The 22,715-nt window shown below is 65.0% G+C and carries 21 protein-coding genes; 11 read left to right on the top strand and 10 right to left on the bottom strand.

Annotation, left to right across the window (positions count from 1 at the left end; genetic code table 11):
* Window positions 1–38: 38 nt before the first annotated feature.
* The 4 genes from NKH97_RS15425 to NKH97_RS15440 form a co-directional block, all read right to left on the bottom strand.
* Window positions 39–929 carry an SMP-30/gluconolactonase/LRE family protein gene (locus tag NKH97_RS15425; protein ID WP_352461341.1) on the bottom strand — a complete coding sequence of 297 codons (891 nt, stop codon included), beginning with the start codon at window positions 927–929 and terminating at the stop codon, window positions 39–41.
* A gap of 194 nt (window positions 930–1,123) precedes the next feature.
* Window positions 1,124–2,092, bottom strand: a complete 969-nt coding sequence (locus NKH97_RS15430) for a YihY/virulence factor BrkB family protein (RefSeq protein WP_352750674.1) — start codon at window positions 2,090–2,092, stop codon at window positions 1,124–1,126.
* A gap of 114 nt (window positions 2,093–2,206) precedes the next feature.
* The gene (locus NKH97_RS15435) at window positions 2,207–2,929 is read right to left on the bottom strand and encodes a response regulator transcription factor (protein WP_127318792.1); all 723 of its coding nucleotides are present in this window, start codon (window positions 2,927–2,929) and stop codon (window positions 2,207–2,209) included.
* Complete coding sequence (locus tag NKH97_RS15440; protein WP_352797720.1) at window positions 2,929–4,209, bottom strand: sensor histidine kinase; 1,281 nt, start codon at window positions 4,207–4,209, stop codon at window positions 2,929–2,931. Before NKH97_RS15440 ends, NKH97_RS15435 begins: the two co-directional genes overlap by 1 nt.
* 401 nt (window positions 4,210–4,610) lie before the next feature.
* Here NKH97_RS15440 and NKH97_RS15445 point away from each other — a divergent pair, with 401 nt between their 5' ends.
* The 8 genes from NKH97_RS15445 (at window position 4,611) to NKH97_RS15480 (ending at window position 13,955) form a co-directional block, all read left to right on the top strand.
* A complete protein-coding gene (locus NKH97_RS15445; RefSeq protein WP_352797723.1) occupies window positions 4,611–7,028 on the top strand; it encodes a glucan 1,4-alpha-glucosidase in 2,418 nt (805 codons plus the stop codon).
* Between the two features lie 64 nt (window positions 7,029–7,092).
* Entirely contained in the window at window positions 7,093–8,106 is a 1,014-nt protein-coding gene (gene gnd / locus NKH97_RS15450; RefSeq protein ID WP_352442099.1) for a phosphogluconate dehydrogenase (NAD(+)-dependent, decarboxylating), read from the top strand.
* Window positions 8,107–8,128: 22 nt separating this feature from the next.
* Window positions 8,129–9,505, top strand: coding sequence for a glucose-6-phosphate dehydrogenase (gene zwf / locus NKH97_RS15455; RefSeq protein ID WP_352797726.1), 1,377 nt, complete (start codon window positions 8,129–8,131; stop codon window positions 9,503–9,505).
* Window positions 9,506–9,517: 12 nt separating this feature from the next.
* The gene (locus tag NKH97_RS15460; protein WP_352442097.1) at window positions 9,518–10,237 is read left to right on the top strand and encodes an ROK family protein; all 720 of its coding nucleotides are present in this window, start codon (window positions 9,518–9,520) and stop codon (window positions 10,235–10,237) included.
* A 215-nt stretch (window positions 10,238–10,452) separates the two neighbouring features.
* Window positions 10,453–10,914 carry a Ros/MucR family transcriptional regulator gene (locus NKH97_RS15465; protein WP_023811220.1) on the top strand — a complete coding sequence of 154 codons (462 nt, stop codon included), beginning with the start codon at window positions 10,453–10,455 and terminating at the stop codon, window positions 10,912–10,914.
* A 180-nt stretch (window positions 10,915–11,094) separates the two neighbouring features.
* Entirely contained in the window at window positions 11,095–12,195 is a 1,101-nt protein-coding gene (locus NKH97_RS15470; protein ID WP_352442096.1) for an aminotransferase class I/II-fold pyridoxal phosphate-dependent enzyme, read from the top strand.
* A gap of 163 nt (window positions 12,196–12,358) precedes the next feature.
* Window positions 12,359–13,597: an MFS transporter gene (locus NKH97_RS15475; protein ID WP_352442095.1), complete on the top strand. Its 1,239-nt coding sequence runs from the start codon at window positions 12,359–12,361 to the stop codon at window positions 13,595–13,597.
* 49 nt (window positions 13,598–13,646) lie between these two features.
* Window positions 13,647–13,955 (top strand): NIPSNAP family protein, encoded by a 309-nt coding sequence (locus tag NKH97_RS15480; protein ID WP_023811223.1) that lies wholly within the window; start codon window positions 13,647–13,649, stop codon window positions 13,953–13,955.
* A gap of 96 nt (window positions 13,956–14,051) precedes the next feature.
* Here the strand turns inward: NKH97_RS15480 and NKH97_RS15485 are convergent, their stop codons facing one another.
* The 6 genes from NKH97_RS15485 to hemC form a co-directional block, all read right to left on the bottom strand.
* Window positions 14,052–14,768 (bottom strand): glutamine amidotransferase, encoded by a 717-nt coding sequence (locus tag NKH97_RS15485; protein WP_128304138.1) that lies wholly within the window; start codon window positions 14,766–14,768, stop codon window positions 14,052–14,054.
* 14 nt (window positions 14,769–14,782) lie between these two features.
* Window positions 14,783–15,262: a tellurite resistance TerB family protein gene (locus tag NKH97_RS15490; RefSeq protein WP_127268697.1), complete on the bottom strand. Its 480-nt coding sequence runs from the start codon at window positions 15,260–15,262 to the stop codon at window positions 14,783–14,785.
* 36 nt (window positions 15,263–15,298) lie between these two features.
* Entirely contained in the window at window positions 15,299–16,903 is a 1,605-nt protein-coding gene (locus tag NKH97_RS15495) for a heme biosynthesis protein HemY (RefSeq protein ID WP_352442094.1), read from the bottom strand.
* A gap of 10 nt (window positions 16,904–16,913) precedes the next feature.
* Window positions 16,914–18,389 (bottom strand): COG4223 family protein, encoded by a 1,476-nt coding sequence (locus tag NKH97_RS15500; RefSeq protein WP_352797735.1) that lies wholly within the window; start codon window positions 18,387–18,389, stop codon window positions 16,914–16,916.
* 110 nt (window positions 18,390–18,499) lie between these two features.
* Window positions 18,500–19,216 (bottom strand): uroporphyrinogen-III synthase, encoded by a 717-nt coding sequence (locus tag NKH97_RS15505; RefSeq protein WP_352797737.1) that lies wholly within the window; start codon window positions 19,214–19,216, stop codon window positions 18,500–18,502.
* Window position 19,217: 1 nt separating this feature from the next.
* The gene (gene hemC, locus NKH97_RS15510; protein ID WP_352797740.1) at window positions 19,218–20,144 is read right to left on the bottom strand and encodes a hydroxymethylbilane synthase; all 927 of its coding nucleotides are present in this window, start codon (window positions 20,142–20,144) and stop codon (window positions 19,218–19,220) included.
* A 101-nt stretch (window positions 20,145–20,245) separates the two neighbouring features.
* On the opposite strand from hemC, the gene tsaD reads away from it, so the two are divergent.
* The 3 genes from tsaD to NKH97_RS15525 are packed head-to-tail and all read left to right on the top strand — an operon-like array spanning window position 20,246 to window position 22,680.
* Window positions 20,246–21,331, top strand: a complete 1,086-nt coding sequence (gene tsaD / locus NKH97_RS15515) for a tRNA (adenosine(37)-N6)-threonylcarbamoyltransferase complex transferase subunit TsaD (RefSeq protein WP_196815327.1) — start codon at window positions 20,246–20,248, stop codon at window positions 21,329–21,331.
* Window positions 21,328–22,347: an NAD(P)H-dependent glycerol-3-phosphate dehydrogenase gene (locus NKH97_RS15520; protein WP_352555151.1), complete on the top strand. Its 1,020-nt coding sequence runs from the start codon at window positions 21,328–21,330 to the stop codon at window positions 22,345–22,347. The genes tsaD and NKH97_RS15520 overlap by 4 nt, the downstream gene beginning before the upstream one ends.
* Before the next feature lie 36 nt (window positions 22,348–22,383).
* On the top strand, window positions 22,384–22,680 hold the full coding sequence (locus tag NKH97_RS15525; RefSeq protein ID WP_127296565.1) for a YciI-like protein: 297 nt from the start codon (window positions 22,384–22,386) through the stop codon (window positions 22,678–22,680).
* Window positions 22,681–22,715: the final 35 nt, after the last annotated feature.

Here is a 22,715-nt window from a genome sequence, read left to right on the forward strand (position 1 = left end):
CGGCCTCAACTCTGATTTGAGCACGGATTGTCGCGAGCTCAAAACAGTCTCAATCCCGGCACGCGCACCCTGAGCCGGTACAGCGACGTCGACGCGGTAATGTAGAGGCTTTGCAAATCGTCGTCACCGAAGGTGAAATTCGCGCAATCTTCAGGCGCCCGGATGACGCCAAGAATGGCGCCCGACGCGTCGAAAATGTGGATGCCGCCCGGGCCGGTGCAGTAGAGATTGCCGCGGCTGTCGATCTTCATGCCGTCGGGCGCTCCCGGCCCCTCGCCCTCGGTTACTGCCCACACCGCGCCGCCATTGAGGTCGCCATTGGCTTCCACGCCGAACACCCTGATGTGCCCGCGTTCGGTGTCGTTGATGAACAGCCGCGACTCGTCCAGCGAAAAGCACAGCCCGTTCGGCTGCCCGAAATCGTCGGCCAGCAATGTCAGCCGGGCGCCGTCGCCATCGATGCGGTAGACGCCCTGGAACGGCAGGTCCTGCGGGCGTGGCACGCCATAGAATTCCTTCCGGCCATAGCCCGGATCGGTGAAGTAGATAGATCCGCCGGTGGCGACGACGATGTCGTTCGGGCTGTTGAGCTGCTTGCCCTGATGGTGCGTGGCAAGCACCGTCGCGCTGCCGTTGGGCTCGGCGCGGGTCACCCGGCTCGTCGCATGCTCGCAGGTGACCAGCCGCCCCTGGCGGTCCAGCGTGTTGCCATTGGCCTTGTGGCTCGGCGCGCGGAACAGCTCGATCTCGCCCTCGGCATTGCGGCGATACATCCGGCTTTCCGGAATGTCGGAGAAGACCAGCCATTTTTCGTAGGGGTGCCAGACCGGCCCTTCGAGGAAGCCGAAGCCGCTCGCCAGCGTCTCAATGGTCGCATCGCCGACGACATCGTCGAAGCCGGAATGGCGCGCACGCGCCGACACCGACATCATCGGCTCCCGGCGCGAACAGCCGTGCTACTCCGCATGGTGACGAATGGCATGAGCGCTTCCCGATACAGTCTTCTTGTTGGAGCAGAGCGTAGGCGCGGTCCCGACGAGCCGATACGGGTCAAAGCGCAGGGCTGACTGTGCGTTTGCACAGTCGGCCCTGCCTATCGAGCATAGAATAGGGCGACGCCAGATCAGGGCCGGCGAACACGCCGCAAAAGCGCGGTCAGGGTTGCGCTCGCGCAAGCTACGGCCACAAGCACGACCACGCCGGCAGCGTTGGATTTTTGCCCTGCGCGAAATGGGTCTTGCTGCGTGGGTTGAGGGCTGTGAACCAAGGTGTTCAGATCGGACCGGCTGCCGTGCCGAACGGAATAGGCCCGCGTGAACTCGGCACCGAGGAGGAAAATTTCCGACGAGTAGTAAACCCAGAGCAATATGACGAGCAGGCCGCCGGCGGCGCCATACGAGGACGCAATCGCGCTGGTGCCGATGTACCAGCCGATAAGCGATTTTCCCAATGTGAACAGGGCCGCGGTCCCGACAGCGCCAATTGCCACATCGCGCCATTCCAGGGTTCGATCCGGCAAAACTTTGTAAATGGCGGCAAACATCACGGAGATAAGCGCAAACGAAACGACGCCATTGATCCCGCTGAGTATGATCGTTCCGAACGGCAGATAGGCGTTGATGAAAGCGCCCAGTGCCGAAATCGCGGCGCTTGCGATGAGAGAGACCAGCAACAGGAACCCGAGTGCGGCCACCAACCCCAGACTGGCGGCCCGCGCCCGCACCAGACGCGACAGGGAGTTGCCTTGCGGTTCGATCTTCCAGATTGTGTTCAACGACTGCTGCATTTCGCCGAAGACACCAGACGCGGCCACCAGCAAGGTGACCAGCCCTATGATCGCGGCCCAGGTGCCGTACAGACTGTCGGATGCACTTTCCAGCGCAGTCTTCAGGAGATCGGCGCTTTCCGGTCCCATCAGCCCTGATATCTGCGCGGACAAGGCCAATTGTGCGGCATCGTGGCCGAAGACGAGACCAGCAATCGCAACCACGATCAGCAAGATCGGCGCCAGCGAGGTGGTGGCATAGAAAGCCATCGCCGCACCATGACTAAGCGCATTATCGTTGATGAAGCCGACTATGCTTTCACGCACCAGGTGCCATGAATCTGTGATTGAGGGTCGCACTTCGGGTCCGCAGGCATCGAGTTGGCGTTCACTAGCAATGCGCCGGACCTTCCGAAGTTCCGGGGCGTGGCCGCCGCTGTTTCAGTGCTCCGCCAGCCAGGCATCGAGCCGGTCCTGTTCGCGGCGCAGTGCGTCGATGTTGATCAGGCCACGCGCCATGGCGAGATAGATCGCCCGCGTCCGCGAGTTGAACACGGAAGCATCGCCGGCGCCGTCCTCCGCCGGCACGATGCCGAGCTTGTCGTAGCAGTGCTTGATGCGGCTCTGCGCACCACGGATCGACAGGCCGCGCCGCGCCGCGATCGCCCGGTCGGTCAGGCCGAGCGCGATGTCGATAAGGCTCTCATATTCGCCGTCGGTGATGCCCTCGAACTTGTCCTGCACGCGGTGCTGGATGCCGCGGATCTCGCGGTCGATGATGCAGTGGCCTTCGCGGAAAACCCCGCGCAGGGCGGACCGCATGCCCTCCTCCGTCGCCGATTTGAGCACATAGCCGTAGACCGAGCCGGGCGGCACGATGCGCGCCACGCCGCGCACATAGGCTTCGTCGGCGAAATTCGACCAGAACAGGATGTGCGTGCCGGCGCGGCGGTTCCAGATCGCCTTGGCAACTTCGATTCCCGTCGCCTTCGGCATCTGCAAATCGAGCACGACATGCAGTGGCTCGCGTTCGGCCGCCAGGTTGATGGCGTCCTCGCCGTCACTCGCTTCGATGACCTCGACGTCGCCGGGCCACAACTGCTCCACCGTTCGCCGCGCGAAGCTACGGTGCAGCCCGTCATTCTCGGCTATCATCACAAGCATCACATGGCCTCCGATACGGCGAGCTCGCCAGGAACCGCTGCAGCCGCCGCCAGGTCTCGCGACGGCTGGCGGTCGATCTCGACGACGACACGGGTGCCGCCGTTCTTGCGGCCGGCCTGGCCGATACGCAGCCGCGCCCCGATAAGGGCTGCCCGCGTGTGCATATGGCCGATGCCGCCATACGCGGCCGGATCAACAGCGCCGCAGCCCTGGCCGTCATCCGTCACGATCACCCGCAGCACGCTCGCGGTCGACGCCAGCAGCACGTCGATGCGGTGCGGCGCGGCATGGCGCACGGCATTGTTGATCGCTTCCTGCACGATCCGGTAGAGCGCGGTCCGCACTGGCTCGGACAGGCTGTCGGCGCCACCGTCGCTGGTGTCGGCGATGCGCACGGCGATCGGCGGCTTGGCCCTGGCGACGCTGCGGTTGAGATGCGCCTCGACCGCGTCGCGCAGGCCGAACAGTTCGAGCACACTCGGCCGCATGTCGTCGACGATGTGGCGCAGTTCCGTCAGGCAGCCGGCGACCTCCTTTTCGAGATCGGCAAGCTGTGCTGCCCGCGCCACGCCCTGGCCGCGAAGCGCCGAAAGCTGGCGCGCGATGCGGGCGAGATCGGCAAGCGTCTGGTCGTGCAGATCCATGGCCATGCGCCGCCGTTCGCGCTCCATGCCTTCGGTCAATTGCGAGGCGCCGACGCGCAGCAGTTCGACACGGTTGCGCGCCTCGCTCTCGGCCAGCATGGCGCGGCGCGCCTCCTCGGTCTGGATCAGCGCGAAGATGTAGGGCGCGATCAGGTCCGCGCATTGCTGGGCGACCGCGACATCGGCAAGCGTGTAGCAGTCGACCTCGTGCCGGCTGATGTTGAGCGCGCCAATGATGCCGCCGCGCGCCCTGAGCGGCACGACGATGCGGCTGCGCAGCCTGGCGGCGAAGATCGGGCCGTCGATAGCGGTGGCGAAATGGAACCGCTCGTCGCTCAACGCGTCGTCGGCGAGCAGATAGGGGACTTCGCCCCACAGCACCGAGCGGATCGGGCTGACTTCGGTCGGCAGCGGATGCTGGGCAAGCTCGCTCCAGCTGGTGTGGAAGCCGGCTTCGTAACAGGCGTGCCGGCGGCCGTCATGCGACAGCACCGCCAGATCCATGTGATCGTGCGGAATGAGCGAGCCGATCTCGATGGCTGTCGCGCGGAACGCCGTGCCGGGATCGATATGGCCGCCAAGCGCCCGCGATATCGCCAGCAGCCGGTCGATCAGGACCAGGGACACTTCCGCCATTGTTTTCACGATCCTCCCGTGCCGCGAAATAGTGGACGCATGCCGCCGCCGCTGTCAACGACGACCCGTTGGCCATAGGGCCCCGCACTCAGCTTGACAAAGAGCTGACGACAGCTCGGCGGTGTCGGCAGCCTTGTGGCGGTAATAGGAATTTTTTCTTGACTCGGTGCCCTCAGCTATGGTACATTTTTGTCCATGGTGCTGATTTGCGCCTATGACCCGCCGCACAGGCGGGTTTTTCGTTTGATGCTCCGTCAGTCAATGCGCGGGCGAAGGCTCCGAAGAAACCCGTCAGCCCGAATTCGTTGCCCTGCCGTTGGCCCGCCCGATCAACTTGCGGTGCAATGATTGTAAAGGGTTCGCGTCCTGGTCTAGGGAGGAGGCCAGGAGACCGAAACAGAATGCCAGTGACGCAAAACGTTGCTCCGGGCGCCCCGGGAATCCCGGCGCGCTGGACATCAAGCGCCAAGAGTGGCGTCGGAACGTCGCTTTCGCCGGCCGGCCGGATCTGGTTCACGATCAGCCACGGCATCCTCAACGAAGTCTACTATCCGCGCGTCGACAGCGCCTGCACCCGCGACCTCGGCTTGATCGTCACCGGCCCCGGCGGCTATTTTTCGGAAGAGAAACGCGATGCCGTGCATACGATCGAACCGTTCGAGGACGGCGTGCCCGCCTACCGGCTGGTCAATACGGCGAGCGACGGCGCCTGGCGGATCGAGAAGCGCATCCTCGCCGACCCGGCGCGCCCGGCGCTGCTGCAGGAAATCACCTTCACGGCGCTGAAAGGGGTGCCCGGTGACTACCGCGTCTACGCGCTTCTGGCGCCGCATCTGGTCAATGCCGGCATGGGCAACACCGCATGGTTCGGCGAGCACGAGGGAAAGCCCGTGCTGTTCGCCTCGGGACGCGGCTCTTGCCTGGCGCTGGCTTCGTCGCTGCCGTGGAAAACCGGTTCGGCCGGCTATGTCGGCTTTTCCGACGGCTGGCAGCAACTCCACAACACCGGAGAACTCGATCCGGCTTGCCAGCGGGCCGAGGACGGCAATGTCGCGCTGACGGGCGAGATCGGCTTTTCCGCCACAGAGACCAAGGCCTTGCTGGCGCTTGGGTTTGGCGCGACATCAGACGAGGCCGCGGAACATGCTTTCGCCAGCCTGAAGCAGGGTTTTGAACCCGCGGCGAAATCCTACCTCCAGAACTGGCGCAACTGGCAAAAGGGCTTGCTGCCGCTGGACCGGCACGCGGTGCCCGGGATCAACTTCTATCGCATCTCGACGGCGGTACTGGCGACGCACCGGTCGATCGCCACACCGGGCGCCGCGGTCGCCAGCCTGTCGATCCCGTGGGGCTTCAACAAGGGTGACGACGACCTCGGCGGCTACCATCTGGTCTGGCCGCGCGATCTGGTCGAGACGGCGGGCGGCTTTCTTGCTGCCGGCGATGCTGCCTCGGCTCTGCAAATCCTCGATTACCTCAGCTCCATCCAGCAGCCGGACGGCCATTGGCCGCAGAACGCCTGGCTCGACGGATCGGCCTATTGGCCCGGCATCCAGATGGACGAATGCGCCTTTCCGCTGCTGCTGGCCGATGCTTTGCGCCGCGCCGGCCATTTGCCGCGCGCCAGGCTCATGACCTTCCTGCCGATGATCGAGCGCGCCGCCGGCTATGTCGTGCGCAACGGACCCGTCACCGCCGAGGACCGCTGGGAAGAGGATGCCGGCTACAGCCCGTTCACGCTGGCGGTCGAAATCGCCGCAATGCTTGCCGCGGCAGACCTGCTCGACGCCTGCGGCAAGACAGACGCCGCGACCTATCTGCGCGAGACATCAGACGTCTGGAACGATCAGGTCGAGCGCTGGACATACGTCACCGGCACGGCGACCTGCAGTCAAGTCGGCGTCGACGGTTACTATGTCCGCATGGCGTCGCCCGATAGCGCCGAGGCCGGTTCGCCGAAGGACGGCTATGTCCCGATCAAGAACCGGCCGCCCGGCGACACGGATCGGCCCGCCAAGGAGATCGTCAGCCCGGATGCGCTGGCACTTGTCCGCTTCGGTCTGCGGGCAGCCGACGATCCGCGCATGGCAGACACGGTCAAGGTCATCGACGCGCAATTGCGCTGCGATCTGCCGCAAGGGCCGCTCTGGTATCGCTACAATGGTGACGGCTACGGCGAGCACGAAGACGGCGCACCCTTCGATGGCACCGGCCAGGGTCGCCCCTGGCCGCTGCTGGCCGGCGAACGCGCCCACTATGAGCTGGCGGCTGGACACGAGGAAAAGGCAGCCAGCCTGCTGGCAGCGCTGGAAGGCTCGGCCGGACCGGGCGGCCTGTTGCCGGAGCAGGTCTGGGACGGCGCCGATCTGCCGGAACGCGAACTGCTGCACGGCCGCCCCTCGGGCAGCGCCATGCCGCTGGTCTGGGCGCATTCGGAGCATATCAAGCTGCTGCGCTCGCTGCGCGACGGCGCGGTCTTCGACATGCCGCCGCAAGGCGTCAAGCGCTATATCGAGGACAAGACCGTATCGCCGTTCAGAACCTGGCGGTTCAACAACAAGATCCGCGCCATGCCGGAGGGCAAGACGTTGCGCGTCGAAGTGTTGGACCCGGCTACAGTCCACTGGAGCACCGACAACTGGGCGACCGCCCATGACAGCCAGACGGTGGAGAACGCCTTCGGCATCCATCTTGCCGATCTGCCCGCGGCAAGCCTCCCCGAGGGAAGCACGCTGACCTTCACTTTTTTCTGGCCCGGGACCGGCGATTGGGAGAATGTCGACTTCTCCGTCATATCGGGCGACCAAGATGGCCAGTAGATCATAGCCAGTAGACCTTCCCTCGATAAACCCCATAAATCTCCTAGAAAATAGGGACGAAACCATGCAGATCGGAATGATGGGACTGGGCCGGATGGGCGCCAACATGGTCCGGCGCCTGATGCGCAACGGCCACGAATGCGTCGTCTACGACATCAACCCGGCCAGCGTCGCGGCCCTGGTGACCGACGGCGCGTCAGGGGCGGCCTCGCTGGAAGAATTCGTCGGCAAGCTGGCCAAGCCGCGCTGCGTGTGGCTGATGCTGCCGGCCGCGATCACCGGCAGGATCATCGACCAGGTGGCGGCCCTGATGGAGCCCGGCGACATCGTCATCGACGGCGGCAATTCCTATTATCACGATGCCGTCGACCAGGCCGCGAAACTGACCGGCAAGGGTATCCATCTTGTCGATGTCGGCACCAGCGGCGGCGTCTGGGGCCTGGACCGTGGCTACTGCCTGATGATCGGCGGCCCAGACGTGGCGGTGCAGCACCTCGATTCGATCTTCGCCACGCTGGCGCCGGGCGCCGATGCCGGCTCCAATCCGCCTGGGGATGCCGGGACCGCGCCCTTTGGCTATCTGCATTGCGGACCGAGCGGCGCCGGCCACTTCGTCAAGATGGTCCACAACGGCATCGAATATGGCGTCATGGCCGCCTATGCCGAAGGCATGAACATCCTGAAGTCGTCCAATGCCGGCAAGCGGCAACGGACGGCGGACGCCGAGACCAGTCCGCTGGAAAACCCGCAATACTACCAGTTCGACATCGACCTTCCCCAGGTGGCCGAGGTCTGGCGGCATGGCAGCGTTATCGGCTCCTGGCTGCTCGACCTGACGGCCGGCGCATTGAAAAGCGATCCGGGCCTGGTGAATTTCGGCGGCCGCGTCTCGGATTCCGGCGAAGGCCGCTGGACGCTGAAGGCGGCTATCGACACCGGCGTGCCGGCTCCGGTGCTGTCCTCGGCGCTGTTCGACCGCTTCTCCTCGCAGGGCGAATCCGAATTCGCCGACAAGCTGCTCTCCGCCATGCGCTATGCCTTTGGCGGCCATGTCGAGAAGCCGAAGGCCGGCAAGTGACGACACTGGGGGAGACACGCGCATGAGCCAGGAACGATCCGACACGCTGGTGCTCTTCGGGGCAACCGGCGACCTTGCCCACAAGAAGATATTTCCAGCCCTTTACCAGATGGTCGCCAAGGGCACGCTCACCGAACCGGTGATCGGCGTCGCCTTCGATGCCTGGGACCTCAAGCAATTGCAGGCGCGCGCCCGCGACGGCATCGTCAATGCGCTCGGCAAGATCGACGAAAAGGTGTTCGCCAAATTCGCCTCGCTGCTGCGCTACGTCAGCGGCGACTACCGCGATGGAGCGACGTTCGAGAAACTGAAAAACGCCCTCGGCACCGCGCAGCGGCCGCTGCACTACATGGCGGTGCCGCCGACCATGTTCGAGACCGTCGTCCAGGGACTGGAGCAATCAGGCACCGCGCATGGCGCGCGGCTGATGGTGGAAAAGCCCTTCGGCCACGACCTGCAATCGGCGCGCTGGCTGAACCGCGTCCTGCATCTGGTGTTCGACGAACAGTCGATCTTCCGTATCGACCATTATCTGGGCAAGGAAGCGATCCAGAACCTGCTCTATTTCCGCTTCGCCAATTCGCTGCTCGAGCCGATCTGGAACCGCAACTACGTCGAAAGCGTGCAGATCACCATGGCCGAGGATTTCGGCGTCGAGGGCCGTGGCCGCTTCTGTGACGATGTCGGCTGCATCAGGGACGTCATCGAGAACCACCTGCTCAACATCCTGTTGCTGCTTGCCATGGAGCCGCCTGTCGGCCGTTCCGCCGACGACCTGATCGACGAGAAGGTGCAAGTGCTGCGCGCGATCAGGACGCTGACAAAAGACGATGTCGTGCGTGGCCAGTTCACCGGCTATCTCGCCGAACCCGGCGTGGCGCCGAACTCGCCGGTCGAGACCTTCGCGGCGGTGCGTTTCTTCGTCGACACCTGGCGCTGGCAGGACGTGCCGTTTTTCATCCGCGCCGGCAAGAACATGCCGGTGCACGTCACCGAAGTGGTGGTGCGGCTGAAGCGGCCGCCGCTCGATGTCTTCGATCCGATCAAGCCCGCCGACCAGAACTACGTCCGCTTCCGCATCGACCCGCAGGTGGTGATCGCCATCGGAGCACAGCGCAAGGCACCGGGCGACGACATGATCGGCGAGCAGGTCGAACTGACGGCGCTCGACGACAGCAAAAGCGACATGCCGCCCTACGAGCGGCTGATCGGTGATGCCATGAACGGCAACGGCCAGCTGTTCACCCGCCAGGACGCCAGCGAACTGGCCTGGCGCATCGTCGGCCCGGTGCTTGGCGACACCACGCCGCCGCACCTCTACGAGCCGCTCACATGGGGACCCGCGGACGTCATGGCCGGGTTCGGACCGCCCAATGGCTGGATCGATCCGGTGAAGTGAGAGGATCACACGATGGCCAAGGCAGTGAAGCAACCAGCATCGGGCACCGAGAAGCCGGACACTAAAAAAATCGTGCTCACGATCGACATCGGCGGCTCGCACGTCAAGATCCTCACCAGCGCCGGCGGCGAGGAGCGCCGCGCCGATTCGGGGCCGGGCCTGACGCCGCGGCAGATGATCGATACGGTCAACAAGCTCGCCGAAGACCTGTCCTACGACGTCGTCTCGATGGGCTATCCCGGTCCGGTCAACCACGACAGGCCGCTCGCCGACCCCGCCAATCTCGGCAAGGGCTGGGCTGGATTCGACTTTGCGGGTGCGTTCGGCAAACCGGTGAAAGTGGTCAATGACGCGCTGATGCAGGCCATCGGCAGCTACGAGGGCGGGCGTATGCTGTTCCTCGGGCTCGGCACCGGTCTCGGTGCGGCGATGATTGCCGACAACGTCGCCCAACCGATGGAACTCGCGCATTTGCCCTACAAGAAGGGCAGGAGTTTCGAGGATTATGTCGGCGAGCGCGGCCTGGAAAAGCGCGGCAAGAAGAAATGGCGCAAACACGTCTTCGACGTCGTCGACCGGCTCCGTGCCGCCATGCAGCCGGACTATGTCGTGATTGGCGGCGGCAACGTCGACAAGCTCGATGAATTGCCCGCCGACTCCAGGCGCGGCGACAACACACGCGCCTTCGAAGGCGGGTTTCGTTTGTGGCGCGACAAGGCGCTGATAGTCTGATACTGTTATTGTTTAATATAGTTGTTCAAAATAACGTGTGATATGCCATCAAGTCGTTGCAATACGCAGATTTGCCGACTAGGAATTCCGCGCTACACCAACGCCATTCGTCCCGTGGACGCACGAAGGACGCCATAGCATTTTGATTTCGCGCATGATCCTTTCCGGAAGTCGAATCCGATTTTCAGGTCATTCGCTGTAGACGGAGAAATAGAGTGACCGACGATAGCAACAGTGCCCGTAAAGACATCGATCTGCTCGAGCTGACCGCTCACATCGTGTCCGCTTACGTCGAGAAGAACCGCTTGCCCGCCTCCGGCCTGGCCGACCTCATCGCCAGCGTCAGCGCCTCGATAAACGGGCTCGGCAAGCCTGCGGTCCCGGTGGCTGCCCCCTTGGTCCCGGCGGTCAACCCCAAGAAGTCGGTGACGCCCGATTTTATCATCTGCCTCGAAGACGGCAAGAAGTTCAAATCGCTGAAGCGTCACCTGGGCGTGCATTTCGGCCTGACGCCGGACGCCTATCGCGCCAAATGGGGCTTGCCGTCGGACTATCCGATGGTCGCTCCCAACTATGCGGCCTCGCGTTCGCTGCTGGCGAAATCGATCGGCCTCGGCCGCAAGGCGGCCCCCGTGAAGGCACCCGCCAAGGGCAGGAAGGCCAAGGCCTCGGCCTGAGGCATGTCGCCCAAAAGTGCGCAGCGGTTTTGGGACGACGACCTGCCTAAAGCAGAGATCTAGTTCAGTCCTGAGCCAACAGTTAGGACGACTGGAACAGAAGCCTGCCGGCGAATCCGCCTTGGCAGGCTTGATGTTTTTATGGCTTGGATGGACGGACGGGGCCTTGGGGAGCGAGCCATGAACTACACCAGGATGGTGATCGAGAAAGAAGCGCCGGAAGAATACGGCTACGACCGTATCCGCTACAATCTTTCGGAAAGTTCGATCGCCGACCAGAAGCTCTCCGACATCGGCCTGTCGCTGCCTGATCTCACGCTTTTCTATGGCGAGCATCGCGGCGACAAGCAGTTGCGTGCACTAATATCGGCGCAGGATGCCGGCATTTCGCCGGATGATGTCTTGGTCACCGCCGGTGCCGCGGGTGCGCTGTTCATCATCTCGACCTCGCTTTTGTCGGCCAATGACCATCTCGTCGTCATCAGGCCCAACTACGCCACCAACATCGAAACCCCAAGGGCGATCGGCTGCGCCATCAGCTTTGTCGACCTGGCCTTCGAGGAAGGCTTCGCCATTGATGTCGAGCGCGTCAAGGCGGCGATGCGGCCGGACACGAAGCTGATCAGCGTCACCTGCCCGCACAACCCGACCGGCACGATGATGAGCCGAGCTGAACTCGATGCCCTGGTGGCGCTTGCCGAAAGCAGCAACTGCCGTCTGCTGGTCGACGAGACCTATCGCGACCTTTCCTACGGCCGGCGGCTGCCGATTGCTGCCTCGCTGAGCCCGAAGGCGATCAGCGTCTCGTCATTGTCCAAGGCCTTCGGCATTCCCGGTATCCGCATCGGTTGGCTGATCACCAGGGACGCTGAGCTTCAGGAAAAATTCCTCGCCGCCAAGGAGCAGATCGGCATCTGCGGCAGCGTCATCGACGAAGGCATCGCCCGCGGCATGCTCGAACGCCGGGACGTCTTCCTGGCGACATTGCTGCCCGAAATGGCGGGGCGCCGCGACATCGTCCAGGCCTGGATCGATCGCGAACCGCTGGTCGACTGGGTGCGGCCCGAAGGTGGCGTCGTCGGCTTCCCGCGCCTCGATGTCAAACCTGGCTTCGACCTCGACCGGTTCTATGTGAACCTGCTGGAAAACCATGGCACCTATGTCGGGCCCGGCCACTGGTTCGAGATGGAGAAGCGCTTCTTCCGCGTCGGCTTTGGCTGGCCGACGGAAGCCGAATTGCGCGGCGGCCTTGATGCCATCTCCGCCGCGCTGCGGCAGTAACTACCGCGTGCCGGCGATGAAACGGGCTGAAAATTCCTTGATCCAGCACTGATTTTGACGCATATCCGCTGCGAACTGAGCTAAAAAGTTCCGCCAGCCGGACCAGCGCCCATCGTGGAAGTGCCCCGCCAGCTGACGTCACTGCAACGGGGCCTCTTAAATCATGACAGCAGAACAGATATCGCCGGACCAGCGCTATGCCGCGTTTCGCCATCGCTCCTTCCTGAGCTATTGGGCGGCGCGTTTCCTCACCACATTCGCCACCATGATCGTGTCTGTCGCGGTCGGCTGGCAGATGTACGATTTGACCCGCGACCCGCTCGATCTCGGCCTTGTCGGCATCGTCCAGTTCCTGCCGTCGCTGCTTCTGGTGCTGGTCACCGGCGTCGTCGCTGATCGCTTCGGCCGCCGCCTGATCATGGCGCTGGCGGTCGTGGTGGAGGCGATGTGCGCGCTGGCGCTGCTGTTCCTGACGCTGCGCGGCATCAGCGGGCCGCTGCCGATCTTCTGCGTGCTGGCCATGTTCGGCGTCGCCCGCGCCTTTTTCGGTCCGGCCTCCGCCTCGCTGTTCGCCAATCTGGTGCCGCCTCAGGATTTCGCCAACGCCATCGCCTGGAATTCATCGGCCTGGCAGACGGCGACCATCGTCGGCCCGGTAGCCGGCGGCCTGCTCTACGGCGTGTCGCCGGAAGCGGCCTACGGAACCGCGGCCGTCCTGATGCTCGTGTCCGGGCTGCTGATCTTCACCATCCCGAAGCCGTCGCAGCGCACCGAGTCGGACAAGCCGACGATGCAGCACCTGCTCGGCGGGTTCAGCTACATCTGGAGCGAGAAGATCGTGCTCGGCGCCATCTCGCTCGATCTGTTCGCCGTGCTCCTGTCCGGCGCCTCGGCGCTGCTGCCGGTCTATGCGCGCGACATCCTCCAGCTCGGCCCCTGGGGTCTCGGCCTGCTGCGATCGGCGCCCAGCATCGGCGCCATTTGCGTCGCCATCTGGCTGGCCGGGCATCCGCTCCGCAACCACGCGGGCATGATCATGCTGGCCGCCGCCGCCTCGTTCGGCGCCTTCACCGTGCTGTTCGGCCTTTCGACCATCACCTGGCTGTCGATCGTAGCCCTTGCCGGCCTCGGCGCCACCGATATGTTCAGCGTCTACATCAGGGAGACCCTGATCCAGCTGTGGACGCCCGACGAGGTGCGCGGCCGCGTCAACGCCGTCAACCAGGTCTTTGTCGGAGCCTCCAACGAGGTCGGCGAATTCCGCGCCGGCACGATGGCCGCACTGATCGGCACGGTGCCGGCCGTGGTGATCGGCGGCATCGGCGCCATCGCCGTCGCGGGCCTGTGGATGGTGCTGTTCCCGCAACTGCGCAAGGTGCGCCACCTCAACGGACGCAACTGATCTCTTACGGCTGACAGCCGACATGCCTCGCCTATACACAGGAGCTCCCATGATCACTTGCTACCTGAAATATGTCATCGACCCCTACAAGCTTGCCGAGTTCGAAGACTATGGCCGTCGCTGGATAGGCCTGGTCAACCGCCTCGGCGGAAACCATCACGGCTATTTCCTTCCGAGCGAGGGGGCTAACAATGTCGCTTTTGCCATGTTCAGCTTCCCGAGCCTCGCCGCCTACGAGGACTATCGCAAGCGTATGGCTGCCGACCCGGAATGCCAGGAAGTGTTTGAAATGGAAAAACGCAATCGCAGCATTCTCAGCTACGAGCGCAGCTTCCTGCGGCCGGTGCTCGAACCTTGATGCATGTCGCAAAGTGGCCCCGGTTTTGGGAGACCTACATGCATAAAGACAAAGACCTAAAGCGCGGCGCCTGAATCCGTTCAAACGCGACGCGCTTTAGCCATTGCTCGGCTTGCCGAAAATCATCCGCAAAAACTCGTCCAGCCAGCGCTTGAGATGCATGTCCCAGATCAGCCGGCCGCCGAGATGGTCGCGGCCGGGCTGGGCACCGGGCAATTCGAAGCGATGCGCGCCGCGCACCACCCAGCGCTGCATCATCACCCTGGTCAGTTCGCCATGGAACTGGATGCCCCAGGCATTGTCGCCGTAACGGAAGGCCTGGTTGGGATAGGTTTCGGCGGTCGCCAGCAGCGTCGCGTCCCTGGGCAGCGAAAAACCCTCGCGGTGGAACTGGTAGACCATCTCCGGCCAGTGCATCAGTTGCTTGCCGGCTTCGGTCGCCTTCAGGGGATACCAGCCAACCTCGACCAGCCCTTCACCGTGTCCTTCGACCTTGCCGCCGAGATAGTTGACCAGCATCTGTGCGCCGAGACAGATGCCGAGACATGGCCGGTTCTCCCTCAGCGGTATTTCCAGCCAGTTGGTCTCGCGGCGAACGAACTCGTCCTCGTCATTGGCGCTCATCGGGCCGCCGAACACCACCGTGCCGGCGTGGTCGTCCAGTGTTTCGGGCAAGGCGTCGCCAAGCGGCGGCCGGCGGATATCGAGATCGAACCCTTCTTCCAGCAACATGTGTCCGACACGTCCCGGGCTCGAACTCTCCTGATGCAGCACGATCAGGATCTTTGGCTTCGAACTCGTTTGGCGCGGCATGGGAAGCGAAGATCCTATTCGTCGCTCGATGTTCCGGTGGCGCCGGGCGCGTGCGCCGCCGCCTTGCGGCGCGCCTCGACACGATCATGGCGTTCGACGCCGATCAGCTCGGCGACGCGCCAGACGGTGTTGTCCTCGAGCTCGTGCAACTCGCCATCGGCATAGACGATTTCCCACATCAGGCCGATGAAGGCCTTGCGCGCATCGGCATCGAGATGGCGCTTCAGGACACTGGTGAAGGCATAGAGATCGATCGCCTCGTTGTCGGCCCGCTCGCCGGCGGCGGCAAGCGCTTCGAGTTCCGTGCCGCTGATCGAATAGCTCTCCGCCAGCACCGCTTTGAACCGCTCCCACTCGACATCCTGGCGCACGCCATCGGCATTCATCACATGATAGAGCAGCGCCGAGGCGGCGATGCGGGGATCGTCTGTGCTGGCACGCGTGCCGGCACCGGCCGGCAAATCCCTGAGAAACGACAGAACGCGTTCAAACATAGATCCATACCCCAACGGCCTGACGGCCGGCCCAACTCAAAACAACCGAAACCGGCGCGGCGATTTCTGCGCTTCCTCGTCCGGATCGACGCCGGGATCGTCCGGCAACCGCGCAAGCTCCTCAGCCGGCTCGACACCCTCGGCATCGCTCGGCACCGCGGCGAAGGCCGCTGCCGTGATCGGCCTGACATGATCTTCTTCGCGACTTTCAGCTTGCTTGCCCGCCGACGTCTCGCCACCGGCATCATCGATCACCTCGATCGGCCTTTTTTCGCTCGTCGGCTTTGCCAATGCTTCGATGACCGGCGCCGCACCGGCTGGCATCTCATCATGGCTGTCGATCAACTGGCCAAGACGCTCCATCGGCGCACGCCACTCGAAGGCGTCGAGCCGGCCGGTGATCGGCGACACCGGCGCCCAGCGTTCCGACACCACGCCGTCTGCGACCCAGGCCGGATCGCGCGGCGCCCGCACCGCCCTGGACAGCAGCTGCCGCACCTTGCCCTGATCGCCGGTCTCGGCCTCCTCGATGTCTGCGAGCAGCAGATAGGCGCCCTCGCGGCGGTCCATCCGGATCGCCGCCTCGGCCTCGCGGCGGGCGGTCGAATAATCCTGCGCGTCGAGCGCGGCGCGCGCCACCGTCATCGAGGACTCGGCGTGGTTCTTCTTCATTTCCTGCAGCTTCTTCGCCCGGTTGAGGCGGTCGAGCACGGCGTCGCCCGGCCTTGCATGGGTATAGAGCTCGGCGACCTCCGGATGCGGCTCGGCCTTCCACGCCGCCTCGAGTATCTTCGAGCCCTTGCGCACATCGTTCTGCTTGAACAATGCGGCCGCGGCGGCAACGGCGGCAGGCGCGAAGTCGGGCCTAAGCTTGTTGGCCTCGATCGCCGCCGTCCTGGCGGCGGCGGGATCGCTGTCGGCAAGCGCCTGCGCCTTGGCGGTCAACAGCACTGCGCGGCGGCGGTTGGCGGCATCGCGCTCGATCTGCCGTGTCGATTTCTGCGCGTCGACCAGTTTCAGGGCGCCGTCCCAGTCGCCGCGCGCGGTCAGCTCTTCCAGCGTCGATTCCGCCGCCCAGGCCAGCTGCGGCGCCATCACCGCGGCACGGCCGGCATAATGCCTGGCGGCGTTGCGGTCGCCGAGCCGTTCGGCTTCCAGATAAAGCCCGCGCAAGCCCAGCAGCCGCATCTCGGGATCGTCGAGCATGCTCTCGAACTTCTGTCGCGCGCCTTCATGATCGCCTTCGAGCAGCGACGCCTGTGCTTCCAGCAGGTGGATCAGCGGCTCCTGGTCGGAACGGATCAGCTTGGCGGCTTCCTTGGTCTTCTTGCGGGCCAGCGCGCCATCCCCGGCGCCGGCGGCAATCATTCCGGTCGACAGCGCCTGATAGCCACGGTCGCGGCGGCGGACGCGGAAATAGCGCGAGATGGTGTAGGGGCTGTTCCACAGCGACTTGAGCAGCCACCACAGGATCATCACCGCGGCGACCACGGCAACGACCGCCACCGCCGCCACCATCAGGCTGACCTGGTATTGGTAGCCGTTGAAAGTGACGACCATGTCGCCCGGCCGGTCGGCCAGCCAGGCAAAGCCCAGCCCGAGCGCGAAAACGACGATGAGGAAGGCGAGCAGGCGGATCATTGTGTTGCCCTCATGCCTTCATCGCGCCCGAGATCAGCGCATCGACCTGGGTTTCGACCTCGATGCGTGCCTTCAGCTTGCCGGCAAAGTCCGCGCCAGCGGCCTTGGCGGCCTCGGGCAGCGTTTCATACTCGCTGAGTGCCTTGGCGTAGTCGCCCTGGTTGACCGCCGCCTCCATGCGCGCGACGGTTTCCGGTGCGCCGGCGCCTTCGACGGCACCGATCGGCCTGACCTTGACCAGCGATTCGGCGCTCGACAGAAGGCTCTGAACGAAGCCGGCATTCTCATCGACGGGCGTCGCGGCTGTGACCATAGCATTGGCGGCGGCATCGGCCTGCGATGCGATCTCGGCGCGGGTCGGAACGCCCTTTTCAGCATAGGGGCGCAGTGCCGCAAGCTGCGGCGCATCGGGCGAAATCGCAGCGAGGGTTTCGAGTTCGGCCGAAAACGGCCCGCCACGCTCAAGCGCCGCCTTCAAGGCCGACGCCGCGATGGCAAGCGCGATCTTCGGCTGTCCCGCCGCCGCCTCGACCTTGCCGGACAGCTGCGACACGGACTGCTCCAGCGCCGTCAGCCGGCCCTCCTGCGCCGTCGTAGCCTCGCCGGCCGACTTCACCAGCGCGTCGAGGCCTGCCAGTTTCTCGTTGAGCGGACCGAGATCGACCGGCGCCGAGCTGCCGGCCTTGCCGAGGGCGGCGACCGCCGTCTCGATCTGCGCGACCTTGTCGCCCAGTGCGGCGACCCCGGCTGCGTCGCCTGCTCCACCTTTCTCGACAGCCGATTTCAGCGCCGCCACATCGGCCTTGACCTGTTCAAGGCCCGAGGACAGGCCGACCATCTTGGCCGCTCCATCGCCGTTGCCGCCGGCGTCCTTCAAACCGGCGATTTCGGTCTTCAGCGAGGCGATGTCGCCGTTGACGCTATCGAGCGAGACGCCGGCACCGGAACCCGGCGCGCCGAGCAGGCCGGCAAATTGCAGCCCGCCGGCGCCGACCAGCGCGATGACGCCGCCGATGAAGCCGGCGGCGACGCCGTTGAGGCCGCCGCGCTTTTCCGGGGCTGGCGCCATTTTCTCGCCCCGTGTCTCGGTTTTAGCCTTGCTGCCGTCGGTCTGCGCCGCCGACGCGTCCTCGAAACTGTAGTCGAAGGTTTTGGCACGGTTGGGCGGCGCATCCGAGCCGGGATAAGGGAGCTCAGGCTCGGTGGCTTTGGCTCCGGCATCAGCCGGCGCTTGCGCCTCCGCTGCCCCTGCTGCGGCGTCGGCATGCTCCCAGGGCTCAAGATCGGTCTGGTCGGCATGAACCGGCTCTTCGGGAACCTCGGGCTGCGAAGCGTTCGCTGCTTCCTCGGCCTTCGCCTCGTCTGTCCGGGCCTCCTGCCTGGCGGCGTCCTCGTCGGCGATGCGTGAGACGGCGCCCGGCTCGAGATCGATGGTCACCGGCTCGCGGCGGCTTTTCGAGTGTCGCATCTTCGGCGTCTTGACCATGCCTGGGCTCCGCACAATTCGCTTCGTCTCAACGCCTGGCGGCGCATGATGGTTCAGAAAGGGTCTAGCACATCACCAAGCGGTGAAAAGGGGCGGTGTGATGACGCGGCTCAGCGCGGCGCCTGCAAAAGCGCCAGCAATGCGTCCTCGTCGGGTTGCGCGGCAATGCGGATCTTTTCGCTGGCGGCGTCGTCGAAGGCTGCGGCGATGCGCGTGGAAAGCGCAAAAACCCATGTTTTCTCGAAGAGACCGCGCAGAGCGGGCCGTTTTGCCAAGGTCTGCATCGCCGCCGCCGCCTTGGCTGAATAGAGCAATACCGCGTCGGCAGGTTGCCCTGACAGGCGTTCGAGGATGACGTCGTCCGGATAGCCCACCGTCAGCGTGTCATAGGTCTCGACGGCGTGGACCCGAACGCCCGCTGTCCCGAGCCTCTGTTCGAACGCCGGAAAACGCACGCGCCCGCAGAGATAGACGATCGTCTTTCCAGAAAAATCGGCAGCGAGCCTGTCGGCCAGCGCCTCCGCATCGCCCGGGCCTTCACTGACCGACAAAAACCCCGCTTCACGCGCCGCTTGCGCCGTCCTTTTGCCGACCGCATGGCAAGGCAAGGCGGCGAGCGTCGCGATGATTTCTTCCGGCGCATGGCGCACGGCATTGGCGCTGGTGACGGCCACCGCGACGGCATTGTCCAGGGTCAGTCCGGCGGCGACAGGCAACGCCTTTGTTTCGGTCAGGGGCAAAAGAACCGGCTGAAAGCCCGTCTCCTCAAGCCGACGCGCAGTGCGCGAAGCACCCGGTTCCGGCCTGGTCACCAGGACGCGAAGCATTTCAGAGCCAGCCGTCGAAGAACTTTTCGCCGGCCTTGGCACGCACGCTCCGGGCTGCTTCACCGCCGATGCTGGCGGCGTCTTGCGCCGGTCCCTGCAGCTCGACCGTGTACGATTGCGTCCCGTCGGGCGAGATGATCAGCCCGGCAAAAGACAGCTTTCCGGCCGCGATCGCCGCATAGCCGGCGATCGGCGTGCGGCAGGAGCCATCCAGCGCCGCCAGGAAGGCACGCTCGCAGGCCAGCGCCTGGCCGGTCGGCACATCATGGACGGCTGCCAGCATCTTTTCGACATCGCGGTCGCCGATACGGGTTTCGATGCCGATCGCGCCTTGCCCCGGCGCCGGCGGGAAGACATCGAGCGGTATCAGATCGGTGACGACATGCTCGAGCCCAAGCCGCTTCAGCCCGGCATAGGCCAGGATCGTGCCCGCGGCGACGCCTTCTTCGAGCTTGCGCAGCCGCGTCTGCACATTGCCGCGGAACATCACCACGTCGAGATCCGGCCGCATCCGGCGGATCAGCGCTTGCCGCCGCAGCGACGACGAGCCGACTTTCGCCCCGCGCGGCAGTTCGGCGATCGTCTTCGCCGCCTTGCCGACAAAGGCGTCGCGTGCATCCTCGCGCGGCAGGAAGGCCGAGAGTTCGAGACCGTCGGGCAGTTGCGTCGGCATGTCCTTCGACGAATGCACGGCGATATCGATCCGGCCCGCCAGCAGCGCCTCCTCGATCTCCTTGGTGAACAGGCCCTTGCCGCCGGCTTCCGACAGCGGCCGGTCCTGGATGCGGTCGCCGCTGGTCGAGATGACGACCACCTCGAACGCCTCCGCCGGCATGCCATGCGCGGCCATCAGCCGCGCCTGTGCTTCATGCGCCTGTGCCAGCGCCAGCGGGCTGCCGCGTGTTCCGATTCTCAAGATTGTTTGCATGGCGCGCAGTCCGTGATAACCCCCCGGCAAGCGAGGCTTTTCCGGGGTTCTCCTAACGGGGAAAGCCCAATGATACAATCTTTAGGGACAGCGACGAATTGATCCGCGTGCTGGGCATAGAGACGAGTTGTGACGAGACCGCCGCCAGCGTGGTGGCCATCGACGGCGACGCCGCGCCAAAAATCCTGTCCAACATCGTGCTCAGCCAGATCGAGGAACATGCCGCGTTCGGCGGTGTCGTGCCGGAAATCGCCGCGCGTGCCCATGTCGAGGCGCTGGACGGCATCATCGAGGCAGCGCTTGCCGATTCGGGCACGGCGCTCGCCGATATCGACGCGATTGCCGCCACCGCCGGTCCCGGCCTGGTCGGCGGGCTGATCGTCGGGCTGATGACCGCCAAGGCAATCGCCGCGGCGGCGAACAAGCCGCTGATCGCCATCAACCACCTCGAAGGCCATGCGCTGACCGCAAGGCTGACCGACGGGCTCGACTTTCCCTATCTCTTGCTGCTGGTCTCCGGCGGCCATACGCAAATCGTCGCCGTGCGCGGCGTCGGCGACTACCAGCGCTGGGCAACGACCATCGACGACGCGCTCGGCGAAGCCTTCGACAAGACGGCCAAGATGCTCGGCCTGGCCTATCCCGGCGGACCGAATGTCGAGAAGGCGGCACAGGCCGGCAATGCCTCGCGCTTTGCCTTTCCGCGCCCGATGAAGGGCTCGGCCCAGCCCGACTTCTCCTTCTCCGGCCTCAAGACCGCCGTGCGCCAGGCGGCGAGCGCCATTGCGCCGCTGAGCGACCAGGACGTCGCCGACATCTGCGCTTCGTTCCAGGCAGCGGTGGCCGATGCGCTGGCCGACCGTGTCTCCCGCGCGCTGACGCGCTTTCGCGAGACATTTCCCGGCACGAAAAACCCGGCCCTCGTCGTTGCCGGTGGTGTCGCCGCCAACCGCACGATCAAGATCATGCTGGAGCGGCTCTGTGCCGAGACCGGCTTCACCTTCATTGCGCCACCGCTGAAGCTTTGCACCGACAATGCGGCGATGATCGCCTGGGCCGGCATCGAGCGGCTGCGCGCCGGCATGGCGCAGGAGAACGGCTTCGATTTCGTGCCGCGCTCGCGCTGGCCGCTGGACAGCATCTCGGCGCCGATGGTCGGCTCCGGCCGGCGCGGAGCCAAGGCATGAACGAGCTGGCAAGCGGCAACGACACCGCGCCAACCGGCTGGCGCGTTGCCGTGCTCGGCGGCGGGGCCTGGGGCACTGCCTTGGCCTTGGCCATGCTGCGCGCCGGCCATTTCGTCCGCCTTTACGCGCGCGACCCGGAGACCGTCGCCGCGATCGACCGCGGCGAAAATCCACGCTATCTGCCGGGCATTGCGCTCCAGCCCGGCATCGTGGCGACGAGCAACATCCAGGCCGCGCTCGACGGTGCCGACTGCGTGCTGGCGGTGACGCCGGCCCAGTCGCTGCGGACTACGCTGGCGGCAGCGAAGGACCAGATGCCGGCCGGTGTCCCGCTGGTTCTGTGTGCCAAGGGCATCGAAAGCGAGACCGGCGCCTTGCTGTCGGCGATCGTCGAAGAAATCCTGCCGCTAAATCCGGTTGCCGCTCTGTCGGGTCCGAGCTTCGCCACCGACGTCGCCCGCGGCCTGCCGACGGCCGTTGTGGTCGCTGCCCGCGACGAGGCATTGGCCGCCGATCTCGCCGCCCGCTTTTCCGCCGAAAACCTACGCTGCTATTCGAACGACGACCTGATCGGCGTCGAGATCGGCGGCGCCTTGAAGAACGTCTTCGCCATTGCCGCAGGTGCTGTCGCTGGCGCGGGTCTCGGCGCCAGCGCCCAGGCCGCAATGGTGACGCGCGGCTTTGTCGAGCTGCGCCGCATCGGCGCTGCCTTCGGCGCCAGGCCCGAAACGCTGATGGGGCTTTCCGGCCTTGGCGACCTGCTGCTGACCTGCTCGTCCACCCAGTCGCGCAATTTCGCCTATGGCCTGGCGCTCGGCCAAGGCAAGCCGCTTGCCGGATTGCCGCTCGCCGAAGGCGTGCCGACGGCGGCGATCGCTGCCCGCATCGCCACCGAGCGCAACATCGACGCGCCGATCATTGCCGCTGTCGCCGCCATACTGGACGGTGCCATCACCGTCCGGCAGGCTGTGACGGCCTTGATGACCCGGCCGCTGAAGACCGAAACCAACGATTGATCCCCAACCTTGAACCCGAGACCAGGAGAGAGAACCATGCTGTTTGCTGTGATTTGCAAGGACAAGCCCGGAAGCCTGCAGGTGCGCCTCGACACGCGGCCCGAGCATATCGCCTTTCTCGAAGGGTTGAACGGCGACAAGAAGCTGGCCTTCGCTGGTCCGTTCCTTGATGCCGAGGGCAAGCCCAATGGCAGCCTCGTGGTCGTCGAAGCGCCCGACCTGGCAGGTGCGCAGGCTCTGTCGGCGGCCGACCCCTACGCCAAGGCCGGGCTGTTCGAAAGCGTCGAAATCCGCCCGTGGAACTGGACGTTCAACAAGCCGGCGGCTAGTTAATCCCGGTCGCCGCGCGACTCCTAGGAGGAGAAAGA

Origin of the sequence: Mesorhizobium sp. M0870 (assembly GCF_040319775.1) — a bacterium.
In the GTDB taxonomy this organism is placed as follows: domain Bacteria; phylum Pseudomonadota; class Alphaproteobacteria; order Rhizobiales; family Rhizobiaceae; genus Mesorhizobium.

What these genes read in the sequence shown, in the direction of transcription:
- NKH97_RS15505 (WP_352797737.1), bottom strand. Translation starts at nt 19,216, where the DNA reads ATGCTTCGCGTCCTGGTGACCAGGCCGGAACCGGGTGCTTCGCGCACT.
- hemC (WP_352797740.1), bottom strand. Translation starts at nt 20,144, where the DNA reads ATGCAAACAATCTTGAGAATCGGAACACGCGGCAGCCCGCTGGCGCTG.
- NKH97_RS15480 (WP_023811223.1), top strand. Translation starts at nt 13,647, where the DNA reads ATGATCACTTGCTACCTGAAATATGTCATCGACCCCTACAAGCTTGCC.
- NKH97_RS15520 (WP_352555151.1), top strand. Translation starts at nt 21,328, where the DNA reads ATGAACGAGCTGGCAAGCGGCAACGACACCGCGCCAACCGGCTGGCGC.
- zwf (WP_352797726.1), top strand. Translation starts at nt 8,129, where the DNA reads ATGAGCCAGGAACGATCCGACACGCTGGTGCTCTTCGGGGCAACCGGC.
- NKH97_RS15495 (WP_352442094.1), bottom strand. Translation starts at nt 16,903, where the DNA reads ATGATCCGCCTGCTCGCCTTCCTCATCGTCGTTTTCGCGCTCGGGCTG.
- NKH97_RS15440 (WP_352797720.1), bottom strand. Translation starts at nt 4,209, where the DNA reads ATGGCGGAAGTGTCCCTGGTCCTGATCGACCGGCTGCTGGCGATATCG.
- NKH97_RS15500 (WP_352797735.1), bottom strand. Translation starts at nt 18,389, where the DNA reads ATGGTCAAGACGCCGAAGATGCGACACTCGAAAAGCCGCCGCGAGCCG.
- NKH97_RS15425 (WP_352461341.1), bottom strand. Translation starts at nt 929, where the DNA reads ATGTCGGTGTCGGCGCGTGCGCGCCATTCCGGCTTCGACGATGTCGTC.
- NKH97_RS15485 (WP_128304138.1), bottom strand. Translation starts at nt 14,768, where the DNA reads ATGCCGCGCCAAACGAGTTCGAAGCCAAAGATCCTGATCGTGCTGCAT.
- NKH97_RS15435 (WP_127318792.1), bottom strand. Translation starts at nt 2,929, where the DNA reads ATGCTTGTGATGATAGCCGAGAATGACGGGCTGCACCGTAGCTTCGCG.
- NKH97_RS15445 (WP_352797723.1), top strand. Translation starts at nt 4,611, where the DNA reads ATGCCAGTGACGCAAAACGTTGCTCCGGGCGCCCCGGGAATCCCGGCG.
- NKH97_RS15475 (WP_352442095.1), top strand. Translation starts at nt 12,359, where the DNA reads ATGACAGCAGAACAGATATCGCCGGACCAGCGCTATGCCGCGTTTCGC.
- NKH97_RS15490 (WP_127268697.1), bottom strand. Translation starts at nt 15,262, where the DNA reads ATGTTTGAACGCGTTCTGTCGTTTCTCAGGGATTTGCCGGCCGGTGCC.
- NKH97_RS15470 (WP_352442096.1), top strand. Translation starts at nt 11,095, where the DNA reads ATGAACTACACCAGGATGGTGATCGAGAAAGAAGCGCCGGAAGAATAC.
- NKH97_RS15525 (WP_127296565.1), top strand. Translation starts at nt 22,384, where the DNA reads ATGCTGTTTGCTGTGATTTGCAAGGACAAGCCCGGAAGCCTGCAGGTG.
- gnd (WP_352442099.1), top strand. Translation starts at nt 7,093, where the DNA reads ATGCAGATCGGAATGATGGGACTGGGCCGGATGGGCGCCAACATGGTC.
- NKH97_RS15460 (WP_352442097.1), top strand. Translation starts at nt 9,518, where the DNA reads ATGGCCAAGGCAGTGAAGCAACCAGCATCGGGCACCGAGAAGCCGGAC.